The sequence below is a fragment of the Gelidibacter sp. genome (assembly GCF_035515035.1).
GTDB lineage: Bacteria > Bacteroidota > Bacteroidia > Flavobacteriales > Flavobacteriaceae > Gelidibacter.
Map to the genome: position 1 here is coordinate 1 of NZ_DATJCA010000019.1, position 23053 is coordinate 23053.

Annotated in this window: 22 protein-coding genes; 9 read left to right on the plus strand and 13 right to left on the minus strand. The window is 36.8% G+C overall.

Annotated features, from left to right (window positions below; translation table 11 throughout):
* The 5 genes from VLZ86_RS01065 to VLZ86_RS01085 all read right to left on the minus strand — a co-directional run.
* Positions 1–344, minus strand: a 344-nt coding sequence (locus VLZ86_RS01065; RefSeq protein WP_325447830.1) for an RNA polymerase sigma factor, incomplete at its 3' end; no start/stop codon positions are given.
* A 476-nt stretch (positions 345–820) separates the two neighbouring features.
* Entirely contained in the window at positions 821–2647 is a 1827-nt protein-coding gene (locus VLZ86_RS01070) for an ABC transporter ATP-binding protein (RefSeq protein ID WP_325447832.1), read from the minus strand.
* The gene (locus VLZ86_RS01075) at positions 2648–4375 is read right to left on the minus strand and encodes a phospho-sugar mutase (RefSeq protein WP_325447834.1); all 1728 of its coding nucleotides are present in this window, start codon (positions 4373–4375) and stop codon (positions 2648–2650) included. It abuts the gene before it with no gap.
* 80 nt (positions 4376–4455) lie between these two features.
* Positions 4456–5403: a glycosyltransferase family 2 protein gene (locus VLZ86_RS01080; protein WP_325447836.1), complete on the minus strand. Its 948-nt coding sequence runs from the start codon at positions 5401–5403 to the stop codon at positions 4456–4458.
* Between the two features lie 56 nt (positions 5404–5459).
* Positions 5460–5984, minus strand: a complete 525-nt coding sequence (locus VLZ86_RS01085; protein WP_325447838.1) for a DUF4199 domain-containing protein — start codon at positions 5982–5984, stop codon at positions 5460–5462.
* Between the two features lie 239 nt (positions 5985–6223).
* On the opposite strand from VLZ86_RS01085, the gene VLZ86_RS01090 reads away from it, so the two are divergent.
* From VLZ86_RS01090 to VLZ86_RS01105, 4 genes are all read left to right on the plus strand, one after another.
* Positions 6224–6475, plus strand: a complete 252-nt coding sequence (locus VLZ86_RS01090) for a type B 50S ribosomal protein L31 (RefSeq protein ID WP_325447840.1) — start codon at positions 6224–6226, stop codon at positions 6473–6475.
* A 199-nt stretch (positions 6476–6674) separates the two neighbouring features.
* The gene (locus VLZ86_RS01095; protein WP_325447842.1) at positions 6675–7850 is read left to right on the plus strand and encodes a GlmU family protein; all 1176 of its coding nucleotides are present in this window, start codon (positions 6675–6677) and stop codon (positions 7848–7850) included.
* A gap of 277 nt (positions 7851–8127) precedes the next feature.
* Positions 8128–9453: a tRNA (N(6)-L-threonylcarbamoyladenosine(37)-C(2))-methylthiotransferase MtaB gene (mtaB, locus tag VLZ86_RS01100; protein ID WP_325447844.1), complete on the plus strand. Its 1326-nt coding sequence runs from the start codon at positions 8128–8130 to the stop codon at positions 9451–9453.
* A gap of 75 nt (positions 9454–9528) precedes the next feature.
* Positions 9529–10086, plus strand: coding sequence for a hypothetical protein (locus tag VLZ86_RS01105; protein WP_325447846.1), 558 nt, complete (start codon positions 9529–9531; stop codon positions 10084–10086).
* A 33-nt stretch (positions 10087–10119) separates the two neighbouring features.
* Here VLZ86_RS01105 and VLZ86_RS01110 read toward each other — a convergent pair whose 3' ends face one another.
* Positions 10120–10416, minus strand: a complete 297-nt coding sequence (locus VLZ86_RS01110; RefSeq protein ID WP_325447848.1) for an N-acetyltransferase — start codon at positions 10414–10416, stop codon at positions 10120–10122.
* A 210-nt stretch (positions 10417–10626) separates the two neighbouring features.
* Between VLZ86_RS01110 and VLZ86_RS01115 the strand changes: the two genes are divergently transcribed.
* Genes VLZ86_RS01115 through cls form a run of 3 tightly spaced genes read left to right on the plus strand, consistent with a single transcriptional unit; the run spans position 10627 to position 13726 of the window.
* Complete coding sequence (locus tag VLZ86_RS01115; RefSeq protein ID WP_325447850.1) at positions 10627–11295, plus strand: alpha/beta hydrolase; 669 nt, start codon at positions 10627–10629, stop codon at positions 11293–11295.
* Positions 11296–11339: 44 nt separating this feature from the next.
* Positions 11340–12269, plus strand: coding sequence for a lytic transglycosylase domain-containing protein (locus VLZ86_RS01120; protein WP_325447852.1), 930 nt, complete (start codon positions 11340–11342; stop codon positions 12267–12269).
* The gene (gene cls, locus VLZ86_RS01125) at positions 12269–13726 is read left to right on the plus strand and encodes a cardiolipin synthase (protein ID WP_325447853.1); all 1458 of its coding nucleotides are present in this window, start codon (positions 12269–12271) and stop codon (positions 13724–13726) included. Before VLZ86_RS01120 ends, cls begins: the two co-directional genes overlap by 1 nt.
* Before the next feature lie 10 nt (positions 13727–13736).
* On the opposite strand, the gene VLZ86_RS01130 is transcribed toward cls, so the two are convergent.
* The 3 genes from VLZ86_RS01130 to VLZ86_RS01140 form a co-directional block, all read right to left on the minus strand.
* Positions 13737–14432 carry a hypothetical protein gene (locus tag VLZ86_RS01130; RefSeq protein ID WP_325447855.1) on the minus strand — a complete coding sequence of 232 codons (696 nt, stop codon included), beginning with the start codon at positions 14430–14432 and terminating at the stop codon, positions 13737–13739.
* Positions 14433–14620: 188 nt separating this feature from the next.
* Positions 14621–15184: a DUF2892 domain-containing protein gene (locus VLZ86_RS01135; RefSeq protein ID WP_325447857.1), complete on the minus strand. Its 564-nt coding sequence runs from the start codon at positions 15182–15184 to the stop codon at positions 14621–14623.
* Positions 15185–15187: 3 nt separating this feature from the next.
* Positions 15188–16063 (minus strand): DUF6263 family protein, encoded by an 876-nt coding sequence (locus tag VLZ86_RS01140; protein WP_325447859.1) that lies wholly within the window; start codon positions 16061–16063, stop codon positions 15188–15190.
* Between the two features lie 266 nt (positions 16064–16329).
* Between VLZ86_RS01140 and rpmH the strand changes: the two genes are divergently transcribed.
* Both rpmH and carB read left to right on the plus strand, forming a co-directional pair.
* Entirely contained in the window at positions 16330–16491 is a 162-nt protein-coding gene (gene rpmH, locus VLZ86_RS01145) for a 50S ribosomal protein L34 (protein WP_129017059.1), read from the plus strand.
* A 188-nt stretch (positions 16492–16679) separates the two neighbouring features.
* Positions 16680–19532, plus strand: a complete 2853-nt coding sequence (gene carB, locus VLZ86_RS01150) for a carbamoyl-phosphate synthase large subunit (RefSeq protein WP_325447862.1) — start codon at positions 16680–16682, stop codon at positions 19530–19532.
* Between the two features lie 108 nt (positions 19533–19640).
* Here the strand turns inward: carB and VLZ86_RS01155 are convergent, their stop codons facing one another.
* The 4 genes from VLZ86_RS01155 to VLZ86_RS01170 form a co-directional block, all read right to left on the minus strand.
* Positions 19641–20354 carry a DUF3307 domain-containing protein gene (locus tag VLZ86_RS01155; protein WP_325447864.1) on the minus strand — a complete coding sequence of 238 codons (714 nt, stop codon included), beginning with the start codon at positions 20352–20354 and terminating at the stop codon, positions 19641–19643.
* The gene (locus VLZ86_RS01160; RefSeq protein ID WP_325447866.1) at positions 20351–20968 is read right to left on the minus strand and encodes a transcriptional regulator; all 618 of its coding nucleotides are present in this window, start codon (positions 20966–20968) and stop codon (positions 20351–20353) included. The genes VLZ86_RS01155 and VLZ86_RS01160 overlap by 4 nt, the downstream gene beginning before the upstream one ends.
* Before the next feature lie 137 nt (positions 20969–21105).
* Entirely contained in the window at positions 21106–21669 is a 564-nt protein-coding gene (locus VLZ86_RS01165) for an acyl-CoA thioesterase (RefSeq protein WP_325447898.1), read from the minus strand.
* Positions 21659–23044: a DNA recombination protein RmuC gene (locus VLZ86_RS01170; RefSeq protein WP_325447868.1), complete on the minus strand. Its 1386-nt coding sequence runs from the start codon at positions 23042–23044 to the stop codon at positions 21659–21661. The genes VLZ86_RS01165 and VLZ86_RS01170 overlap by 11 nt, the downstream gene beginning before the upstream one ends.
* Positions 23045–23053: the final 9 nt, after the last annotated feature.

The following is a 23053-nucleotide window of genomic DNA, read 5'->3' on the forward strand; positions in this document are numbered from 1 at the left end:
TCAAAATAAACATCGGCCTCAAGGTTATCAATGGTATGATCTTGTAATTCCTGACTATCAATACTCCTTAATTTTGAATTACGCTTTAGGTGTGAAAGTGCCTCATTGGTTGCAATGCGGTACATCCAGGAGAATAACTTGCTCTCGCCCTTAAAACTATGGATGTTTTTATAGACTTTGATAAAGGTGTTTTGCAAGACATCATCCGTATCATCATGGCTCACAACAATCTTTCGAATATGCCAATACAACCGCTCCTTATATAAGGAAAGCAATTCCTTAAAAGCAGAATCTTTGGTAGCGGTGGATGTTAATCTTAAAATGAGTTCCTCTTCGTTGTGCACAAAAGCGTTTTTTAATAAGACAATTGAAGGTATAAAAAGTTTAACGGAAGAAGTAAAAAATATTATTAAAATATTTCTACTGATTATCAATACGTTGAACGGTAAAACTCCGATTAAGAGTAGTAATTATCGACGAATTACATTTTTTACTTGTTTGGTAATAATAAAAGTAATATGTTTACACTACCTAACCTACTATATCGTCAGTGTTTCCCCAAGTACTGACAATAAAATGAAAAGGATGCACCTTGGTAGTGGCATCCTTTTCTTATTAGTGAAACTCTGTTTTGAAAAGGAGCATGCTCCGGATAGAAAACGGATGATTATACTAATCCCGCGAATTATTGGGATGATTAAATTTTCAATTAATTTTTACTCAAACTAACTTATTGGTTTTCCTGAATTCATGATGCCCGAAGCAAATCTCTGAGGTACTCGCGTCGTGGTGGAAGCTCACTTTTAATTTTGTATAGTCTCTATTCGAAACTCTGCATATTAACCAACATTTTGTAAACGCCATTTTTTGCCATGAGTTCATTGTGTTTGCCTTGTTCAACAATTTCTCCTTTTTGCATGACTACAATTTCATCGGCGTTTTGAATGGTTGACAATCTATGGGCTATGACAATTGAAGTCCGGTTACGCATCATATTCTCCAGGGCAGATTGAACCAAACGTTCGCTTTCCGTATCCAAAGCAGACGTGGCTTCGTCCAAAATCATGATTGGCGGGTTTTTAAGGACTGCTCTTGCAATGCTTAAACGTTGTTTTTGGCCTCCAGATAATTTATTGCCAGAATCGCCAATATTGGAGTGAATACCGTTGGGAAGATCTTTCACAAACTCCCAAGCGTTGGCAATTTTTAAGGCCTCAATCACTTCTTCATCGGTAGCATTTTGTTTGCCAATTTTAATATTGTTGCCAATAGTGTCATTGAATAAAATAGAATCTTGAGATACGACACCAAGCATGCCTCTCAATGACGACTGTGATAAATCTTTAATATCGACACCATCAATGGAAATGCTGCCTTCATTCACATCATAAAAGCGGGTAATCAAGTTGGCTATGGTACTTTTTCCACTTCCAGATTGGCCAACGAGCGCCACGGTTTTCCCTTTGGGAACATTGAGATTAAAGTTTTTGAGAACCAATTGATCGTCGTATTTGAAGGAAATGTTATCTATCGCCACATTGGACACAAACTTCTCTTTAATTACGGGATTCTCAATTTCCATAATGGTATTCTCAGATTCCAAAAACTCCAGAATCCGATTGGCAGCACCGTTTCCTTTTTTAACATCATAACTTGCCTTGGCGATCGATTTTGCCGGCGTTAAAATATTATAGGCCAGTGTAATGTAACCTATAAAGAAACTCGGATCCATAGAATTGTCAATAAACACTAGATAGCCACCATATACCAAAAGGATTCCAATGACGATAATGCCTAAAAACTCGCTGATAGGCGATGCTAAGTTTTGGCGATTTAGCAGGGCGTTTGAATATTTATAGTAGCGCTCGTTGGAATCTTCAAATTTTTTGGCAAAGACATGTTCCACGTCAAAGGCTTTGATAATACGAAGGCCGGACATTGTTTCTTCTAGAATGGATAAGAATATCCCCTGTTCCTGTTGTACTTTTAAAGATCCCTTTTTGAGTGATTTTCCGACTTTTGAAATTATAAAGCCTGATATCGGAATAAAAACAAAAACGAATAAAGTCAATTTAGCACTCAAGATGAGCATCGCAATCAATGAAAATAGAATGGTCAAAGGTTCTCTGACAATCATTTCCAAAACGGCCAAAAATGAGTTCTTAACTTCATCCACATCCGAGCTGACCCGAGAGATGGTATCCCCTTTGGTTTTCTCAGAATAGAAGGCTAGGGGTAAAGTGACTATTTTATCGAAGAGCACATTCCGTATATCTTTTAAAACGCCATTTCTTAAAAACGTGATGTAATACATGGCCAGATAATTGAAAAGATTTTTCAGTAAAAACATGCTGATGATGATTCCCACCATTAGCATGAGAACTTTAAAATCGCCATACTTTTCAATTTTATCTGAAATAAAGAAATTAAGGTAATCTTCAACAAAGCTCTTGATATGCGCTATTCCTTCAAATGTAGGTTCAGCAACAATCTCGCGTTGATCACTAAAAATAACTTTAAATACGGGAATTAAAGCGACAAAGGAAAGTGTGCTAAAAAGCGCATAAAGAAAATTGAAAAAAATGTTGAGGTAAGCATATTTTTTATACGGAATAATAAACCGATAAAATTTTTTTAGATACTCCATTTAGCTGAGATTCATGTCGTTTAGCATTGCGTCAATTTTTTTCTGTAATTGACCATCCACAGATGTATAGTCTTCTACAGACGGCAAGGGCGCATTAACGCTCATATAAAACTTAATTTTTGGTTCGGTGCCACTTGGTCTTAATGCTATTTTGCTGCCATCTTCGGTGTAATAGATTATGACGTTTGATTTTGGGATATTGATATCTTCCTCTTTATTGGTGATAAAGTTTTTTGCTTTTGAAAGTTGGTAATCCTCAATTCTGGTTACTTTAAAACCATTGATTTCCTTTAACGGGTTTTCTCTGGCGTCCATCATCATTTGTTTGATTTCTTGAGCGCCTTCCATACCTTTTTTGGTAATAGATACTAAATGTTCCTTATAAAGGCCATGAGTGACGTACAATTGCAATAGTGTTTCATAAAATGAACTGCCGTCAGCCTTTGCCTGGGCTTCGATCTCATAGGCCAGTAGGGTAGAGGTCACTGCGTCTTTGTCCCGTACAAAATCGCCTACCATAAAACCGAAACTTTCTTCACCACCTCCAATAAAGTCCAGCTCAGGAAAATCCTTAATCATTTTAGCAATCCATTTAAATCCGGTCAAGCCTTCTTTGTATTCTACACCGTATGATTTCGACAAGACTTCCACCATGGGCGTAGAAACAATTGTGGATCCTACAAACTCGTTGCCGTCAAGTTTTCCTTGTTTCTTCCATTGCTTCAACAGGAAATCAGTCATTACCAACATAGTTTGATTGCCATTGAGCAGGATTAATTTGCCTTCCAAATCTCTAACCGCAACTCCTAAACGGTCACAGTCAGGATCAGTTCCTATAACAATATCTGCATTTACTTTTTCTGCGAGCTCCAATGCCATTTTCAAAGCTTCCGGTTCTTCAGGGTTTGGGGATTGTACCGTCGGAAAATCGCCATCTGGAACTGCTTGTTCCTTCACAATATGGACGTTTTTATAGCCTGCACGTTTAAGCGTTTCTGGGACGGTGACAATAGAGGTGCCATGAAGCGATGTAAAGACAACCGTGATGTCGTCCTTAGCTTTTTGAGAAGTAAAATTTCCGTTTTTTACCGACGCGTCGATAAAGGCATCATCCACTTCTTTGCCAATAATATTTATGAATTTTTCTTTGGCTTTAAAATTAATTTCAGAATACTCCAAACTGTTTATTTTATCAACTATGGCTGCATCTTGAGGTGGCACCAACTGACCACCATCTTGCCAATACACTTTAAAACCGTTGTATTCTGGCGGATTATGTGAAGCGGTTAAAACAATCCCACAATGACAGCCCAAATGTCTTACCGAAAAAGATAATTCTGGCGTGGTGCGCAAATCTTCAAACAAATAAACTTGAATGTCGTTTGCTGAAAACACATCCGCCACAACCTTGGCCAAGGATTTACTATTATGTCGGCAATCAAATGCAATGACCACTTTAGGTGTTTCATCTGGAAATTGCTCATGCAAGTAATTGCTCAGGCCTTGTGTGTTTCTTCCTAGTGTGTATTTATTGATTCTATTGGTACCTACGCCCATAATGCCTCGCATCCCACCGGTGCCAAATTCTAAATCCTTATAAAACGCTTCTTGGATTTCTTTAGGATGAAATGCGATACTGTCCTTGATTTCATCTTGGGTTTCTTTATCAAAAGTTGGTGTCAACCAAGTGTTGATGCGATCTAAAATTTTCGGTTCAATATAAATCATGACGGATTGATTAAAGTTAATATTACAAAAATAGGCAATTCAGCAAATGTTAATTGATTAAAGACTATTAATTTGATGGATCAGAAATTCAATTCATCATGAACAAGATACCGTTTTCTGTCGTCTCTGTTGCGTAAAATAATTTCGCCCAAAAATCCAGCAATGAAAAACTGGGTACCCATAATCATCGTGGACAGTGCAATATAGAATTGTGGACGATCGGTAATCAAGCGACCGGAAGTATTTAAAAAGAGTTTATCGATTCCTAGATAAAGTGTAAAACCAAGTCCGATGAGTAACATAATCGCGCCCAAAGCACCAAAAAGATGCATTGGCCTTCTAGCAAAACGCGAGATAAACCAAATGGTCAACAAATCGAGAAAACCATGAATAAACCGGTTCATTCCAAATTTAGTGGTGCCGTATTTTCGAGCTTGATGTTGCACTACTTTTTCACCGATATTTGAAAATCCGGCATTTTTGGCCAAAACCGGAATGTAACGGTGCATTTCCCCATGCACATCAATATTTTTCACGACGTCCAGATCGTAAGCTTTGAGACCGCAGTTAAAATCGTTTAACTTCACTCCTGAGGTACTTCGTGCTGCCCAATTGAAGAGTTTGGAAGGCAAGTTTTTAGAAACAACAGAATCATAACGCTTTTTCTTCCATCCTGAAACCATATCATAGTGATCTTTGACAATCATCTGATAAAGCTCTGGAATTTCTTCTGGACTATCCTGTAAATCGGCATCCATTGTGATGACCACCTCACCTTGTGCTTTTTCAAATCCAGCGTGTAGGGCTTGTGATTTTCCGAAATTTCTCGTAAAACGAATGCCCTTAACATGAGTGTCTTTTTCCGACAACTGTTTAATGATCTTCCAGGACCCGTCTGTACTGCCGTCATCGATAAAGATGATTTCATAAGAAAAATGATTGGACTGCATAACTTTTGCAATCCAATCATATAATTCAGTTAACGATTCCTCTTCGTTGAGTAGTGGTATAACTACTGATATGTTCATTTAAGTGGTTTCAAGTTGTAAGCATTCAAAAGTAACAAAATTAGTTCAAAACTGTTTTATTCTTTTTTCATGACCAAACCACCGATAAGCGAATAAATAAGTCCAAAAAGACCGCTCATGGCAACCCAAAATGCTCCCATTAACGCAGGATTTGCAAACATTTCAACAATCTTCATCCCTTGATCGAGCATCTCTTGGGTCATATCCGGATTTTCTTCAATCATTTTATCTTTAGCTACGGCGATCATTTGGTTTATAAAATCAGGATCTATGATGTAATTAAAAATCAAAGAATAGATCACGAAAACAATCGCACTGATCACACCGATCAACACACCCACTTTAAGTGCATCGCTTAGGCTCAAAAGATTAGCGTTGCTCTTTTTATATTGAGAAATGGCATAAAAAATAACCATTGGAAAGATAAGATAGTAAATTGCAGTAGGCCATTGTGCACCTTGTATAGCTAATCCGGTGACATAAGTAACAACTGAAATAACCACCATAACAAGGCCTAAGATGACCCCGTAATTAATTGCAAACTTCCCAGGGGAAAGTTTTTCTGTTTCCATGATATCCATAAAAAATTGGTTTAATAAGTTTATATATTAGTTAGTAAGCAAATATAGAAAAACGTTACAAAAAATTTTCATTTCAGGTGGAATCTTGGGTTTTGAAAAAGGTAATTTTGTTTTGTAAATTGTAGGGAGGAAATGATTTCAATGCAAAAAGTAAAAATATACAGCAAATCTATTGCGCATTTGTAAAAATTACTTAAATTTGCACTTTCAAAAATTGAACGATATTAAAGTATTTAGAGATGAAAAAAGATATACATCCAGGAAATTATAGACTTGTAGCATTTAAAGATATGTCAAATGAAGACGTGTTTTTAACAAAATCTACAGCTGATACAAATGAAACTATTGAGGTTGATGGTGTTGAGTATCCACTTGTAAAGATGGAGATTTCAAGAACATCTCATCCGTTCTACACAGGTAAATCCAAATTGGTTGATACTGCTGGTCGTATTGATAAATTTAGAAGTAAATACGCTAAATTCTCAAAGTAATTTAGTTTCCAATATAGCAAAAGCCTTCAGATATTTTCTGAAGGCTTTTTTGTTTTCCATAAATAACTTACTTTTGAGCCTTGAAATTTTTCGAAATCGAAATAGTTGTTCTGTCGAGGAGCTTTAATTTCTTTCATAGGCGGATCTTTTCCATTTCTGATATTTATTTTGAGTGCTAACCAACTTCTAATTTTAATAAATGAACTATATCCTTTTTGACGGTCCTTTTAGAGATAATCTTTTGCCATTTACCTTTACAAGACCGGTTGCCGATCTTAGAATAGGTATTTTGACCATTAGGGAAAAATGGGAAATGCATTTGCAATCCACAACAACAACCGTTACGGAAGATTATCTTTCAGAAAAGTATCCAATGGTAGAAATGGAGGAGAACGTGATGATTAATGCTTCTTTCCTCCCTAATAATGAGTTGGTAGAATTGGTCAGGAGCCTGAAAGAAAACCAGGCTATATTTCAGGATGAGGACGTGATTGCTTTTTTTACCACCGACGCTCAAGAGGATATTGATTTTAATGATTTTGAGGCTATTGAGTATGATGGCGAAGTTCTTAAAGTGGAACAGGTCTGGGATATTTTCTCAAAAAATGGTGAAGCCATTCTGGAGGATTTTGAGTTGGTCACCAATGGGAGGGCCTCACAAGCCATATCTGCTACCAATAATATCATAGCACCACAGAATGTCTTTATTGAGGAAGGTGTTGTTATGGAGTTTGTCACGCTCAATGCCGCCAATGGCCCAATTTATATTGGCAAAGATGCGGAAATAATGGAAGGCGCCATGGTTAGAGGACCTTTCGCGCTGGGTGAGCATTCTATTGTGAAAATGGGAACAAAGGTTTACGGACCTACCACCGTTGGTCCCTACTCAAAGATAGGCGGAGAGGTTAGCAACTCTGTTCTTTTTGCTCATTCCAATAAAGGTCACGATGGCTTTTTGGGTAATTCTGTTATTGGCGAATGGTGTAATTTAGGAGCGGATACCAATACTTCCAATCTTAAAAATAATTATGCTGAGGTCAAAATTTGGGATTATTCCACAGAAAGTTTCGGAAGGACTGGTCTTCAGTTTTGTGGCCTTATGATGGGTGATCACAGTAAATGTGGCATCAATACCATGTTCAATACTGGCACGGTAATAGGCGTTAGCGCAAATATCTTTGGAAGTGGGTATCCGCGTAATTTTATACCGAGCTTTAGTTGGGGAGGTGCTTCTGGATTTACAACTTTCCAAACCAATAAAGCATTTGATGTAGCTAAAATGGTAATGTCCAGACGCGAAATAGAATTCTGCGACCTTGACCAAGCAATTATGAACCATGTTTTCGAGGCTACACGAAAATTTAGAAGGGATTGAAGTATAATTTGATAGTCCTAAGGAATTTCATGTTATACTGCTATTTCTGACATTCCTGTTTTTTGCTTTTACAGTTACCCTCTTTAACTTCGTCCAAACTGTTGGTTTTCACTTTGTAAATTCCCATTAGTAGTTAATGGATATTAGTATTCGTTTCAAACTATTGCGTAACTTTGCGCATCAAAATCCAAAAACAAGTTAAATTTGTATTTTACTTTTAGAGATAGAGATTTTTCTTTAGAAGAAATTTCTGTTTTTAGGAAATGAATCCTGTATTATGAGAAAAAAAGTAGCGTTTTATACCTTAGGCTGCAAACTGAATTTTTCAGAAACCTCTACCATAGCAAGAACATTTGTAGATGAAGGTTTTGATCGTGTGGAATTTAATGAAGTTGCTGATATTTATGTGATCAATACCTGTTCCGTTACAGAAAATGCCGATAAACGTTTTAAATCTATTGTAAAACAAGCGCAGAAGGTCAATCCCAATGCCTTTGTGGCTGCAGTGGGATGTTATGCCCAGTTAAAACCTCAGGAATTGGCAGATGTCAACGGTGTGGATTTGGTGCTTGGGGCTACAGAGAAATTTAAGATCACCGATTACTTAAATGACCTTTCTAAAAACGACATGGGAGAGGTCCATTCCTGTGAGATTGAGGAAGCCGATTTTTACGTGGGAAGTTATTCCATTGGCGATAGAACACGTGCTTTTTTGAAGGTTCAAGATGGTTGCGACTATAAATGTACCTATTGTACCATTCCTTTGGCTCGCGGAATTTCGCGAAGTGATACTATGGAAAGTGTCATTAAGAACGCCAAGGAGATTGCCAGTCAGGACATCAAGGAAATCGTATTGACCGGGGTGAATATTGGCGATTATGGAAAAGGTGAATTCGGAAATAAAAAGCATGAGCACACCTTTTTGGATTTGGTTACAGAATTGGATAAGATAGAGGGCATTGAGCGCTTGCGAATCTCATCTATTGAACCCAACTTACTCAAGAATGAAACCATAGATTTGGTTGCTAAATCGAGAGCTTTTGTCCCGCATTTTCATATTCCTCTTCAAAGTGGTAGCAATACTATTCTTAAAAAGATGAAACGTCGCTATTTGAAGGAACTTTATGTAGATCGGGTTTCAAAAATAAAAGAGGTCATGCCGCATGCGTGTATTGGCGTTGACGTTATTGTCGGGTTTCCGGGAGAAACCGATGAACTCTTTTTGGAAACCTATAATTTCCTCAATGGTCTTGATATTTCTTATTTACATGTATTTACTTATTCGGAACGTGATAATACCGAAGCTGCCGTAATGGACGGTGTTGTTTCCAAAAACGTGAGAGCAAAACGCAGTAAGATGTTAAGGGGCCTATCAGTAAAAAAACGTCGTGCGTTTTACGAAAGTCAATTGGGAAGCATAAGAACCGTTTTGTTTGAAGGTGAAAATAAGGAAGGGTATATTCACGGGTTTACAGAAAATTATGTCAAGGTAAAATACCCATGGAATCCGGGGCTTGTCAACACACTACATCAAGTAGAACTCACTAAAATTGATGCTGATGGAATCGTAAGATTTGAATTTGTGGCTGTTCTTGCTCACTAAATCATCTTTTTTGAATTGATGATGTGGTTTTTAACCGTATTTTTTGCTATTTACCCCGTTTTTTTTAAATAATCAATGCTTATTGATAAATTTGATGTTGATCCCGTATTTCATAATTTTAAAATGGAAACTTCGTTTCGCCTACTTTTCCTTACCATTACTTTTAGTATACTCTTAAGTATATCAAAGGATGAAGTTAAGAACCCGGTAGTTGGTGGGTGGCAATTGACCTCATGGACCGTTGGTATTCCTATAGCTTTAAAAGCTAGCAAACACGTGACTACAAATCTTTTGGATCAAACGTCTTGTGATGTAAATGAAGTATTAAGTTTTGATAAGGATGGCATCGTGATCTCTCAAGATTCCTTCAACCCTAAAATTACCATTCGTTTAAAAAATGGTTCTTCTGATGTGTATATCTTTGAAGAGGTTTGTGCTGAAGGAACTATTGGTTTTGCCACTGATTATTCTCAAAAAACTAATGGAGAAATTCAATTTAATGGTACCATAGGGGTTGTGGAGAATAATCAACTGACCGTGGTCTACAAGGATGCCATTAAGATTTACAATGAAGCACTAACTGAGGTGATTGAGAGTAAGGATCTAACGTTGGTTTACAAAAAGAAAGCATAAAAAAACCGAAGCATAGCTTCGGTTTTTTAATTTTTAGATTCTGATCCCTACCGGAAGCATCTTTTGGTACTTTCTATTTCTCCTGACAAATTTAGCTATCTCCGGACTTGTCGGAACAACACTAATATTTCGTTCAGAAATATTTTCAAATACCAAGGTCAAAAAATTAGTTTCAAATTCCTCAGAAGTAACACTTTCAGGAATGAACATTTTGGTTAGAAAGATTTTTCGGTCTTGTAGAGAGTATTCAATTTTTGCCAAATCGTCTTCAATTTTAAGCTCAAATTGACGTAAGAAGTCATTGTCAACTAATTCTACTGCATCAATCATAATAATATATTTAATTTTATTTCGTTGGGCTGGAAGGTGCGATCACTATATTTTTATATAGCTTTGCGTTACAAATTTACGAAAAATTACCTTAGCAATCGGTTTCTTGACTGTTAAATGCTTAAGAAGTAAATGCTTACACAAGCTATAAGCAAAGGTTTTAAGCATAGTCTTAGGTTAAAATATTTTTGTTCAGATTAAAAATTTCACATGGAGAAAAACATCATACCTGTTTATCTTATGCCTGGAATGGCGGCGAAACCAACCATATTCGATCGTATTAAACTGCCTGAAGATCAATTTAAGATCTATTGGTTGGAGTGGATGATTCCGGAAGAAAATGAGAGTTTGGAAGCTTATGCCAAACGCATGATTCTAAAGATCGACCATGAAAATCCTGTACTTTTGGGGGTTTCTTTTGGTGGCATCTTAGTTCAGGAAATGAGTAAATTTATGAAGGTCAGGAAGTTGATTGTGGTAAGCAGTGTCAAATCTCGCCACGAATTACCTAAACGGATGAAGATTGCTAAGTTTATAAAGGCTTATAAATACGCCCCAACACAATTGCTCTCAAATTTAGACGTTCTTAAAAAGTACGCCTTCAATGAAACGGTTTCCAAACGTATTGATCTATACAAAACCTATCTGGCAGTAAATGACAAGCGGTATTTGGATTGGGCAATTAAGGAAATGTTGCTATGGGATCAGGAAGAACCTATTGATAATGCCATATATATACATGGAGACAAAGATGCCATTTTCACACATTCATGTGTGGGAGACTGTATTGTAGTAAAGGGGGGCACGCATATTATGGTCGTTACAAAGTACAAATGGTTTAACAAACATCTTCCGGAATTAATAATAGACTCCAAGTGAATAGTGTTGAATTATTATTTACATTTATAAAAAAAAATTGCAAAATGAAAATTATTAAGAATTTATTAGCTATTGTAGGACTTATGAGCATTTCAGGATTGTTCATATTTGCTGTCCAGTCTCCTGTTGATAAAGATATGATGCCAGAGCAAAAATTGGACAATGGTTATAATATTTATGCTTTAAAAATACCCGACGAACTTAATTTTGCAGATGAGCCTTTGCCTTTGTCAATTCCGGATGTGTATGAACGCATGGATCGGGAACTTTTAGTGAATACCTATTGGCAATCTAACGCCCTTTTGATGTTCAAACGTGCTCAAAAATATTTTCCTGTTATCGAACCTATCTTGAAAAAGCACGGAATTCCTGATGATTTCAAGTATTTGGCAGTTATAGAAAGCGGATTGACCAATGCGGTTTCTCCGGCAGGTGCAAGAGGTGTTTGGCAAATTATGCCGGCAACCGCTAGGGAAAATGGCCTAGAAGTCAATGATAACGTAGATGAACGGTACCACTTAGAAAAATCTACGGAAGTGGCTTGTAAGTATTTACTGCAATCAAAACGAAGTTTAGGGTCATGGACTTTGGCTGCTGCGGCTTATAACGCTGGAAATGCAGGAATATCAAGACGCTTAAAAGAACAGAATGTAACTGATTATTATGATTTATTGTTGGGTGAGGAAACAGGACGGTATATGTTTAGAATTGTGGCCTTAAAAGAAATCATGACCAATCCTAAAGTCTATGGTTTCAATTTTGAAGAGAATGATCTCTACGCCAACATTCCAACCTTCAATGTTGTAGTAGATAAAGAAATACCTGATTTTACGGCCTTTGCCCAAGAATATGGAATTAACTATAAAGTTCTTAAAATTCATAATCCTTGGTTAAGAGAAACTCGTTTGAACAATAAAACCAGAAAGGAATACGTCATAGAAATTCCTGAAAAAGGACATTATTCCAATAATTGATGCTAGCCACCATCTCGAACAACATTTGGGTCATCCTGATAGCCATAAATTATCTCTTAGTAATTGTATCAGCATTTGTCGTTCTGACCAAAAATATAAATCCAACCAAAACGATATCCTATATTATCGTTTTGGTTTTTTTTCCATTTTTTGGTCTTATCGTTTATTATCTTTTCGGACAGGAATATCGGAAAAATAAAATCTTCAACAGAAAAAACATTCTGAATCAAAAAATAATTGCTGACGTCAGTAAACGGTTAAAACCGGACAAAGAGGAGATAAGGGAATTGAAAGAGGACCTTTTAGATGATAAGATTAAACTTGTTAAGCTATTGCATAGCAGTCAAAATGCGCCTTTAACCACCAATAATGATGTCCAAATCATTAAAAACGGCGAAAATAAGTTCAAATTACTTCTTGCCGATTTAAAAAATGCCAAAAAACACATTCACATGGAATACTATATTTTGCGTGATGATAAAATAGGGTTGGAGGTCATTGATATTCTTTGTGTCAAAGCCAGGGAAGGTGTTAAAGTAAGGTTGAGTATTGATGATGTTGGAAGTAGTGTATCGAGAAAAAACAAAAATAGAATGGTGGAGAATGGTGTGGAGTGGCACTCCTTTATGCCTGTTCTTTTTCCAGGCTTTACGGGAAAAATGAATTATAGAAACCACCGTAAAATTGTAGTTATTGATGGACAAATTGGATATATAGGGGGCATCAATGTTTCGGATACCTATGTCAACTATGACGACTCTGACAAATTCTGGAGAGATACACATTTAAGGATAATTGGAGAATCTGTGAAGTCTTTGCAAATCCATTTCTTGATGACTTGGGAGTTTGTTTCCAATAAAAAGATTGAAATAGAGGAAAGTTTTTTTCCAAAGGAAAACTGTAATGAATATGTGGCTATGCAAATTGCCGCCAGTGGGCCAGATACGGATTGGGCCAACATCATGGAGGTTATTTTTACAGCCATTGTTACCGCTGAAAAATATGTCTATTTAACGACGCCTTATTTTATTCCAAATGAACAAATTATTACCGCTTTACAAGTCGCGTCAAAAAGCGGTGTTGATGTAAGGTTGCTTATACCTAAAGATTCAGATTCTTGGACCGCAAAACACGCTACAAATTCCTATATAGAATGTTTATTAGAGGCTGATATTAAAATTTACAGATATTGCAAAGGGTTTATCCATGCCAAAACCATCGTGATAGATGATGTGTTCTCGACGGTGGGAACCACTAACATGGACTATAGAAGCTTCAATATTAATTTTGAAATCAACGCTATTATTTACAACAAAGAGAAAAGTTTAGAGCTCAAATCGCACTTCTTCGAGGATTTAAATGAAAGTGAAGAAATTGATCATGACAGATGGTTAAAGAGGCCAAAGATTGAAAAGTTAAAAGAATCCTATTGCCGACTGTGGGCTCCATTACTTTAATAGGGGTTTTCTATCGATCTTTAGTGACCTTGTATTGAGCCGTGTCGTTTTGACTCGCTAACAACTCAAAAATACCTTTGTGAGCCTTTTCAGTAAAGAGTTCTTTAGTTAATGTGTTTACATTTTTTAGGAAGAACTTCCGGTCAATATCAGAAATCTGTTTGTATTGATTGATATAAAAACCTGCAGGTGCTCCAAAGGAATGTTTAAATGCCGAAAGTGCTTGATTGAATTTATTATGACGTTCATCAGCATAAACTACAGTGACATTTTTATTAAAATGGCGGGCTTTCTTTTTAGCAATATCTTTTTTGCTCCAATATAAGATAATAATGTCAACCTTTCCGTTATACTCATTTGCTAGGTCATTGATTGTTTTTATTTCTTCTTTGGTTTGAATGATGGCGGCGTTTTTTGTAATCAACAAAAAGGGCTTGTCAACCTGTGCTGTATTTAGGATGCCTCCCGATATCTTCTTGAGTTTTAAATCAGAAATATAAGTGTTTCTTAAATGTGTTTTTATGAGTGTATCAAAGAGAACATCCACCTCATTTGGCCTTTGGTTTTTGATGGCCAAATCAGACTTGATATTAAACTTTGTTAAATGTTGCGAAAGTGCATCTTCAAAATATACTTTTTGCTCTTGCGCAAAGAGCAGCGGGATATAGGTGAAAAACGTCAGGAGGAGTAGTTTTCTAAAGATCATAAGCCGGAAGTTTTTGTTAAGGATGAGCAACTTAGGCTTTATTCAAAACAATCTCAAAACTTCTCGATAAGCGCTTAAAAAACACGGCTAATCTCCATAAAAAAAGCATTTCGTAAAGAAATGCTTTGAATTTAGGTGACTTATTTAGGATAAAAAAGACCTGTATTGAAATTTCGGAAATTTGATGCTTAACGTCTTCGTCCTTGTCTGTTTCCTCCGTAATGCTGATTGGGCATTTGAGCTTTTTTCATGCTGTCCTTCATCATTTTAATTTGATCTGCCAACATGTTACGTTTGTCTAATTTTTGAGCTTCGTTCAAAAGTATTTTAGCTTCTTGAGGACGTCTCTTGCTGAATGCAATTCCAGCCAAGTTCAATTTTGCCATGGCCATGTCATGATCCATTGCTAAGCCAAAGGTCAGGGCTTTCTTGAAATATTTTTCGGCTTCATTCATATTGGTCTGAGATACCAGAATCCCATGAAGGTAATTATAATAGCCTTCCTGCTTTTTGACCAAAGCACTAGATGGGTTCTTTATCATGTTCAACCATTTTTTGGCGCCAGCAAAATCCTGCTTCCGTAACCTTAAAAACGCCAATAGGATAAATTCATTCTTAAAATATAGAAATACGAAAATTGTGGACAGTAAAATAAACATAATACCATTTCCGATATAGCCTTCGGTAAATTGATAAATGGCATAAGCTATGATTAACGCAGTTATAACGAGTTTAATATTTTTATTGTACATGATTTAATTTAATGTTTTATAAGTAATAGTAGATGTTATTTTTGTAGGTATGGTAATGTTTTGAGCATGAACTTGTGTGTCTCCTATATATATTCCTTTAACGGTGATATCCTTAAATAGTCCTGACTTTGAACTGGCATTAATTGATGTTTCTTGGGTTCCGGTAAGGACCATGGTAACATTTTCATCAATATTGGACATGGTGGTGTCCGCATTTCCAGAAACCGTGTACGTGTCCGCATCGAACCCTATCAAAGTCCAATTGTTTTTCGCTTGTAAATCCCCTTGATAACTGTTCTCCCACGTATCATTGATCGTTACGGATTTACCAGGCAAAAAATAAGTCATCTGTTCAAAACTGTTGGAAAGTGCGTGACTCCCAAATTGTTTTTCAAATTGTGCCTTGTTCGCTTCAATGGTTGCTTCGTCAGTAATATCAGCCGCTTTAAACATCGAGGCAATTAATTTTTCCCCTCCAGAAATTGATTGGATTTTTCCTGTTTTCTCCATTATCATAGTTACAGGAACGTTTAAAGTGCCCTTAAACATTTTAGAGGTGAGGTCAGAATCGTCCTTATTGTTAGTATCTGCGTTGAGCAATTCGCCAAGTTCTGGAGAGCTCATGGTCATTTTTAGATGTTGAAATGTCATTTCTAAAGTGATCATATCATCTTCAACTTTAACCACCTTAAACCGCATGGCACTTTTTAAATTGTTATCAATAATTTGATCTACGCCATTAATCTCTTGTACAATGTGTTGTTTGGCCTGTTGTTCAACCTGAAAAGTATCATTGACATTAAAGTTATATTCAAGCATTTGCTGTGCGGCTACACCCACGGATGAAAGAAAAACAAGCAAAACGGTGAAGGTCTTCATAAGACGTATTGTGGTATCTGATTTCAAATCACAAAGAAACTAATTTTTTTTAAGTTGGCATTGATATATTCTATCTTATTAAAGATGATACCGCTTATAAATAAGTCGTATTTTTGGAGGTTAAATGGGGAGATGAAAGTTTCATGAAAATATTTTAATATTAGATTTGCCAGAGTAAAAAGTCTTTGTATATTTGCCCGCAGTTTTGGGGAAAGAATCAAGACGAAATTTTAGACTATACAAGATTATTTTAAAGATATAAAACAATGAGCAAAAGAACGTTTCAACCATCGAAAAGAAAGAGAATAAACAAACACGGTTTTAGAGAAAGAATGGCTTCGGCTAATGGAAGAAAGGTCCTTGCTCGCAGAAGAGCTAAAGGAAGAGCGAAACTATCTGTGTCTTCTGAACCAAGTCATAAAAAATAATGATTAACAATTGTTGATATTAAAAAGGTGTTACTTAAGTGTAACGCCTTTTTTTGTACCTAAATCATATTTATTTTTGTGCCTGCAAAAATAAAGCACCTTGAAAATATCAAAACTTATAATTAACCTCCAAGTTTCAACCTTTTAGAACACCAAATTTAGAACCCTGAAAAAAATATCTCAACACAATGCCTAGAAACAAAAACATCAAATCTGTACTCATTATCGGATCGGGACCAATCGTTATCGGACAAGCTTGCGAGTTTGATTATGCTGGTACCCAAGCCCTGCGCTCACTTCGAGAAGACGGTATAGAAACCATTCTAATCAATTCAAATCCGGCAACAATCATGACAGACCCTACCATGGCTGATCATGTGTATTTATTGCCGCTCACTACTAAATCAATCATTCAAATCTTAGAGGAGCATCCGCAAATTGATGCCGTTTTGCCAACAATGGGTGGCCAAACAGCACTGAATCTATGTATTCAAGCGGATGAAAAAGGCATCTGGAAAGATTTTGGTGTACAACTTATTGGGGTTGATATCAATGCCATAAATATTACTGAAGACCGCGAACAGTTTAGAGAATTAATGCTAAAAATTGGTGTTCCAATGGCTGCACAGGCTACGGCAACCTCTTATTTGGAAGGAAAGGAAATTGCCCAAGAGTTTGGGTTTCCATTGGTGATTAGGGCATCCTACACCCTTGGTGGAGAGGGAGCGTCATTTGTGCATACGGAAGATCAGTTTGATGAATTACTGACACGTGGCCTAGAGGTTTCTCCTATTCATGAGGTCATGATTGACAAAGCTTTGATTGGATGGAAAGAATACGAATTGGAGTTGCTGCGCGATAAAAATGATAATGTGGTCATTATCTGTACCATTGAAAACATGGATCCCATGGGTATCCATACAGGAGATTCCATTACGGTTGCTCCTGCAATGACCTTATCTGACACCACATTCCAACGCATGCGCGATATGGCCATTCATATGATGCGTAGTATTGGCGACTTTGCCGGTGGATGTAATGTTCAGTTTGCAGTGAGCCCAGATGAAAATGAAGATATTATTGCCATTGAAATCAATCCGCGGGTTTCCCGTTCTTCGGCGTTGGCGAGTAAGGCATCGGGGTATCCAATTGCGAAAATTGCTTCAAAATTGGCCATTGGCTATAATCTGGACGAATTGACCAACCAGATAACAAAATCAACCTCTGCTTTATTTGAGCCGACATTGGATTATGTAGTCGTGAAAATTCCACGTTGGAATTTTGATAAATTCGAAGGTGCGGATCGCACTTTAGGCCTTCAAATGAAGTCTGTGGGAGAAGTAATGGCCATTGGACGCTCGTTCCAAGAAGCGCTTCACAAAGCCACTCAATCTTTGGAAATAAAGCGCAACGGACTTGGTGCTGACGGGAAAGGGTATAAAACCTACGATCAAATTCTAGATAAATTAGAACATGCCAGTTGGGATCGTGTATTTGTGATTTATGATGCCATCCAAATGGGCATTCCATTGAGCCGTATCCATAAGATCACGAAAATTGATATGTGGTTTTTAAAGCAATATGAAGAATTGTATCATCTTGAAAAAGAAATCTCAACCTTTACTATTGATACCATTGAGCATGATTTGTTGTTGGAAGCCAAACAAAAAGGCTACGGAGACAGACAGATTGCGCACATGTTGAATTGTTTGGAAAGTCAGGTTTATAATAAACGTGATGAATTGAATATAAAACGTATCTATAAATTGGTAGATACATGTGCAGCCGAGTTTAAAGCACAAACACCATATTATTATTCGACATTTGAAAATCATGTTGAAGCTGCAGATGGCACTCTAATATCAGGGAATGAAAGTGTAGTTTCTGACAAGAAAAAGATCATCGTTTTAGGATCAGGTCCCAACCGAATTGGACAAGGGATTGAGTTCGATTATTGTTGTGTCCATGGTGTGATGGCCGCTTCAGAATGTGGATACGAAACTATTATGATCAACTGTAATCCCGAAACGGTTTCTACAGATTTCGATATCTCTGATAAATTGTATTTTGAGCCTGTGTTCTGGGAACATATTTATGACATCATCCGTCATGAAAAACCAGAAGGTGTCATTGTACAATTAGGTGGTCAAACTGCTTTGAAATTGGCTGAAAAGTTAGACCGTTATGGCATTAAAATTATTGGAACCACTTATAAGTCACTTGACTTAGCTGAAGATAGAGGAAGTTTTTCAAAATTATTAAAAGAAAACGACATTCCTTATCCAGAATTTGACGTGGCTACCACGGCAGATGAAGCTTTGGCAATTTCCGATGTACTTGATTTTCCAATTTTGGTAAGACCTTCTTATGTTCTTGGTGGTCAAGGCATGAAAATTGTCATCAACAGGAAGGAACTGGAGGAGCATGTGGTGAATTTACTTCGAAAAATGCCAAATAACCAATTGCTCTTAGATCGATATTTAGATGGTGCCATTGAGGCGGAAGCTGATGCTATCTGTGATGGTGAAAACGTGTATATCATTGGTATCATGGAACATATAGAGCCTTGTGGTGTTCACTCGGGAGATAGTAATGCAACTTTGCCTCCTTTTAATCTGGGCGAATTTGTATTGCAGCAAATAAAGGATCACACTAAAAAGATTGCCTTGGCATTAAATACAGTTGGACTGATCAACTTTCAATTTGCAATTAAAGATGATATTGTTTACATCATTGAAGCCAACCCAAGAGCATCCAGAACCGTCCCTTTTATTGCAAAGGCCTATAAAGAACCTTATGTCAATTATGCTACTAAGGTTATGTTGGGCGAGAAGAAGGTTACAGACTTTAACTTCAATCCGCAATTGGAAGGCTTTGCTGTTAAACAACCGGTATTTTCTTTTAACAAGTTTCCAACGGTCAATAAACAATTGGGACCAGAGATGAAGAGTACTGGGGAAAGCATACTGTTTATTGACAGTTTAAAAGACGACCAATTTTATAATTTATACTCACGACGTAAAATGTATCTGAGTAAATAACGAGACGTCAATTTTTTTTACAACACGATGGTTTGCCTGTGAAACGTTTGGTAAACATTAAAATGTGAAATTTATGGAAAGGCCATCAACACGTGTTGATGGCTTTTTTTATGATAGTAATGGAATACTTACCAAATACAGAAGTCCGATTAAAATGGCAATCCCAAAACTGATCAGGGTTCCAATCAAGATGTATTCGGTCAATTTACGCTCTTTTGATTCCCTAAGATCCCCAAATCTGAAAACCGATTTTGCCGTAATCAAAAATCCTACCGCTTCCCAATGATCGAAAATCACAAAGATAAATACCAAGACACGTTCTAAAATGCCAATATACTTTCCAGCATCCTTAAGCGATTCATTCCCTTCCACGATCTTTGAAATGTTCCATTTTAAAAAGATCGTTTTCATAATGATGGATACGGGAATGGTCAAAAATAACACACAGGTGAGTAGCAAGAGGGTATGTGAGGTCAACAAATGATCCAAACTAAAGTCTTTGCCAATAAATAACCAATAGACCACCAAAATTACTAGAAGATGTAAAAATTGATCCACAAAGAATAGAAGTCGTTTTGTTTTCTTCTGTTGTAACATCAGCTTTAAGGCATCAATTATAAAATGTGAGCCCCCGATGATGAGAATTATTGGCCATTTTGTAACATCCCAAAGGAGCAAAAACAATAAAACAATATGAATTAAAACATGGAGATAGAGCTTTGGAGATCTCAATGTCTTTTTTTCCTTTTCTTTAATCCAAGATGTTGGTTGAAGGAAAAAATCACCAATGAGATGTGCGAGTATGAGTTTTATGAGTATCATGCCTGTAGTTGTTTTATTTTTTGGCGGTAATGCTGTTCCAACTGCATAATAAGTTCTAAATGGGCGCGCTTTTGTCTGCTGCTCACTGCATTTTGGTTGATGCCTATAAGTTTGCCAAGTTCTTCCTGTAAGGCATTTGGTTGCTCAATATATAACTTTACAATTTCTGCCGAATTAGTGGTCCAATGATCCATTATGGTCAAAGCCAATTTCAAGTAGAGATTGAGTTCTTGGTTCAATTGTTCGTTTGTGGTTTTGATCTTGAGGTTGACTTTTTCCTTTTTTAGATTTTCTAATGTATCGCCAGAAAATTGAAAGGCTTCCCCATTGGATTCCACTACCGTTTTACCAGTAAATGATTTTTCTCCAATCCCTATAGCAATGCGTACATCCAAACCCTTGATGGTCTTTAAGCAAGCTTTGATGTAGATGGCAGCTTTCAGGCTTTCGCCAACGTCTTCCAATTCCAATTGAAAACTGTCACCTCTATAAATTTCCCATTGGGAAGGATTTTTTGAGCAGAGGCTTAACGCTTCCTTCAAAGTAGAAAGCCAGACCTCAGGATTTTTAACGGATCGCGATCTGATGATATCTCCTGTCAATATACTTGTCATAAAATGTGTTTAATGTGATTTGATTATCATCTAATCTTATGATAATTTCAATTATCACGTATTTAAATGATATATTTAATTATCATCATATTGAGTGATATTCAAATATATTGCATATTTCCGAGATAAACAAATCCTCATAGCATCACCTTAACCTTATAAGCTTTCAATATATGTAAATAGTCGTGTGGCGAAAAATCTCTTTTCTCAAATTCTTCATGTCTCAAGTGTTTCATCTCAGTTCGTTTTAGGCACTTCAAAAAACGCCTTATTTCATGTTTATCGTTGATGATCAATCCTGGAACTTCAACAGAATTCCCTTTATCATCCTTGGCAACCATCGTAAAATATGAAGAATTGCAATGCTTTATCTCGCCAGTCCGAATGTTTTCCGCCTCCACACGTATGCCCACGACCATGGAAGTATTGCCTACATAATTAATAGACGCCTTCATGGTTACCAACTCACCAATTTCAATGGGGTTCAAGAAATCAACGGTATCAACGGAAGCCGTAACACAATAAGTTTTGGAGTGTTTTGACGCACACGCAAAGGCAATCTGGTCCATTAAATTGAGAATGTAACCACCATGGATTTTTCCATTAAAGTTAGAATTAGAGGGTAGCATCAACTCTGAAATTAAGATTCTAGAGTCATCTACTTTTTTAAATTTTGTCTCGTCTTGCCTCTTATTCGTCATCATTGGCGCGTTTTAAAAGTTTTTCGTTTTGTTGTTTACTGGCCTTTGCACCAAGTGCTTTTAGGGTTTCCACCCGTGTGATCAAATTTCCTTTTCCTGTTAATTTGACCATGGCGCTGTCATAAGATTTTTGAACCGTTCCTATCTGATTCCCAACTTTGATCAATTCCTCCGTTAAGTTTACAAACGAATCATATAGTCTACCTGCTTGCGTGGCTATAGCAATGGCATTTGCCTTTTGCTTCTCGTTTTGCCACATACTGTCAATGGTTTTTAAAACGGCAAGTAGGGTAGTAGGTGTCACGATGATGATGTTTTTATCAAAAGCATCACTGTACAAGGCAGGATATTCCATTGAAGCGATGGCAAAGGCAGATTCGATAGGGATGAAAAGCAATACAAAGTCCGGACTTTCCATATCATAGAGTTGGTGATAATTCTTTTCTCCCAATTCCCTGACGTGTTTTCTAACGGATATTAAATGGTTTTTCAAGTGGGTAGAGCGTTCTGATTCGTCAACTTCATTTATATACCGTTCATATGCAATTAACGGTACTTTTGAATCAACGATCATCTTTTTATCCCCTGGCAAAGAAATGACCACATCAGGTAGCACGCGTTTGCCTTCTTCAGTCATAAAACTTTGCTGTACAAAATACTCACTGTCTTTTTGAAGCCCGCTGCGTTCCAAAACACGTTCCAATACCAATTCTCCCCAATTTCCCTGCATCTTAGTGTCGCCTTTCAGTGCTTTGGTCAAATTGGTGGTCTCTTTGCTCATTTGCTCATTGAGTTCTTTTAAACCAATGATCTGGCGACGCAAATCGGCACTTCTGGTGATGTCTTCCTTATTGGTTTCTTCCACGCGCTTTTCAAAATGCTGTATTTTTTCCTGTAAAGGTTTTAAGATCGCATCTATATTTTCTTTATTCTGTGTGGTGAATTTGGTCGATTTTTCATCAAGAATTTTGTTGGCTAAATTTTCAAACTCTATGGCGAATTTTTCCTGTAATTTTTCTACTTCAGCTTTCTGTTCTTGATTTTTAAGAAATAGATTTTCAAAATCGGCATTTTTACGCGTCAATTCAGTGTTTAGGAATTCCTTATCCCTGCGGATGAATTCGCGATCTTTTTCAATATTAATTATGGATTCTTTAAGGGAACTGATTTGGGTTTCACTTCTCTGTTCAATTTTCTGTACCTCTAAATCATGCTGTACTCGCGAATCCTGAAGCTGTTGCTGCAGATTCACAAGACGTTCCTCAAGCGTACTTTGCAGGCCTCTACTTTTAAGTTTACTGATGGTAATGCCAATATAGAAGCCAATTCCGGCAGAAATAATAATGGTGATAATAAGGATAATGCTGTCGTTCATTTAAAAATA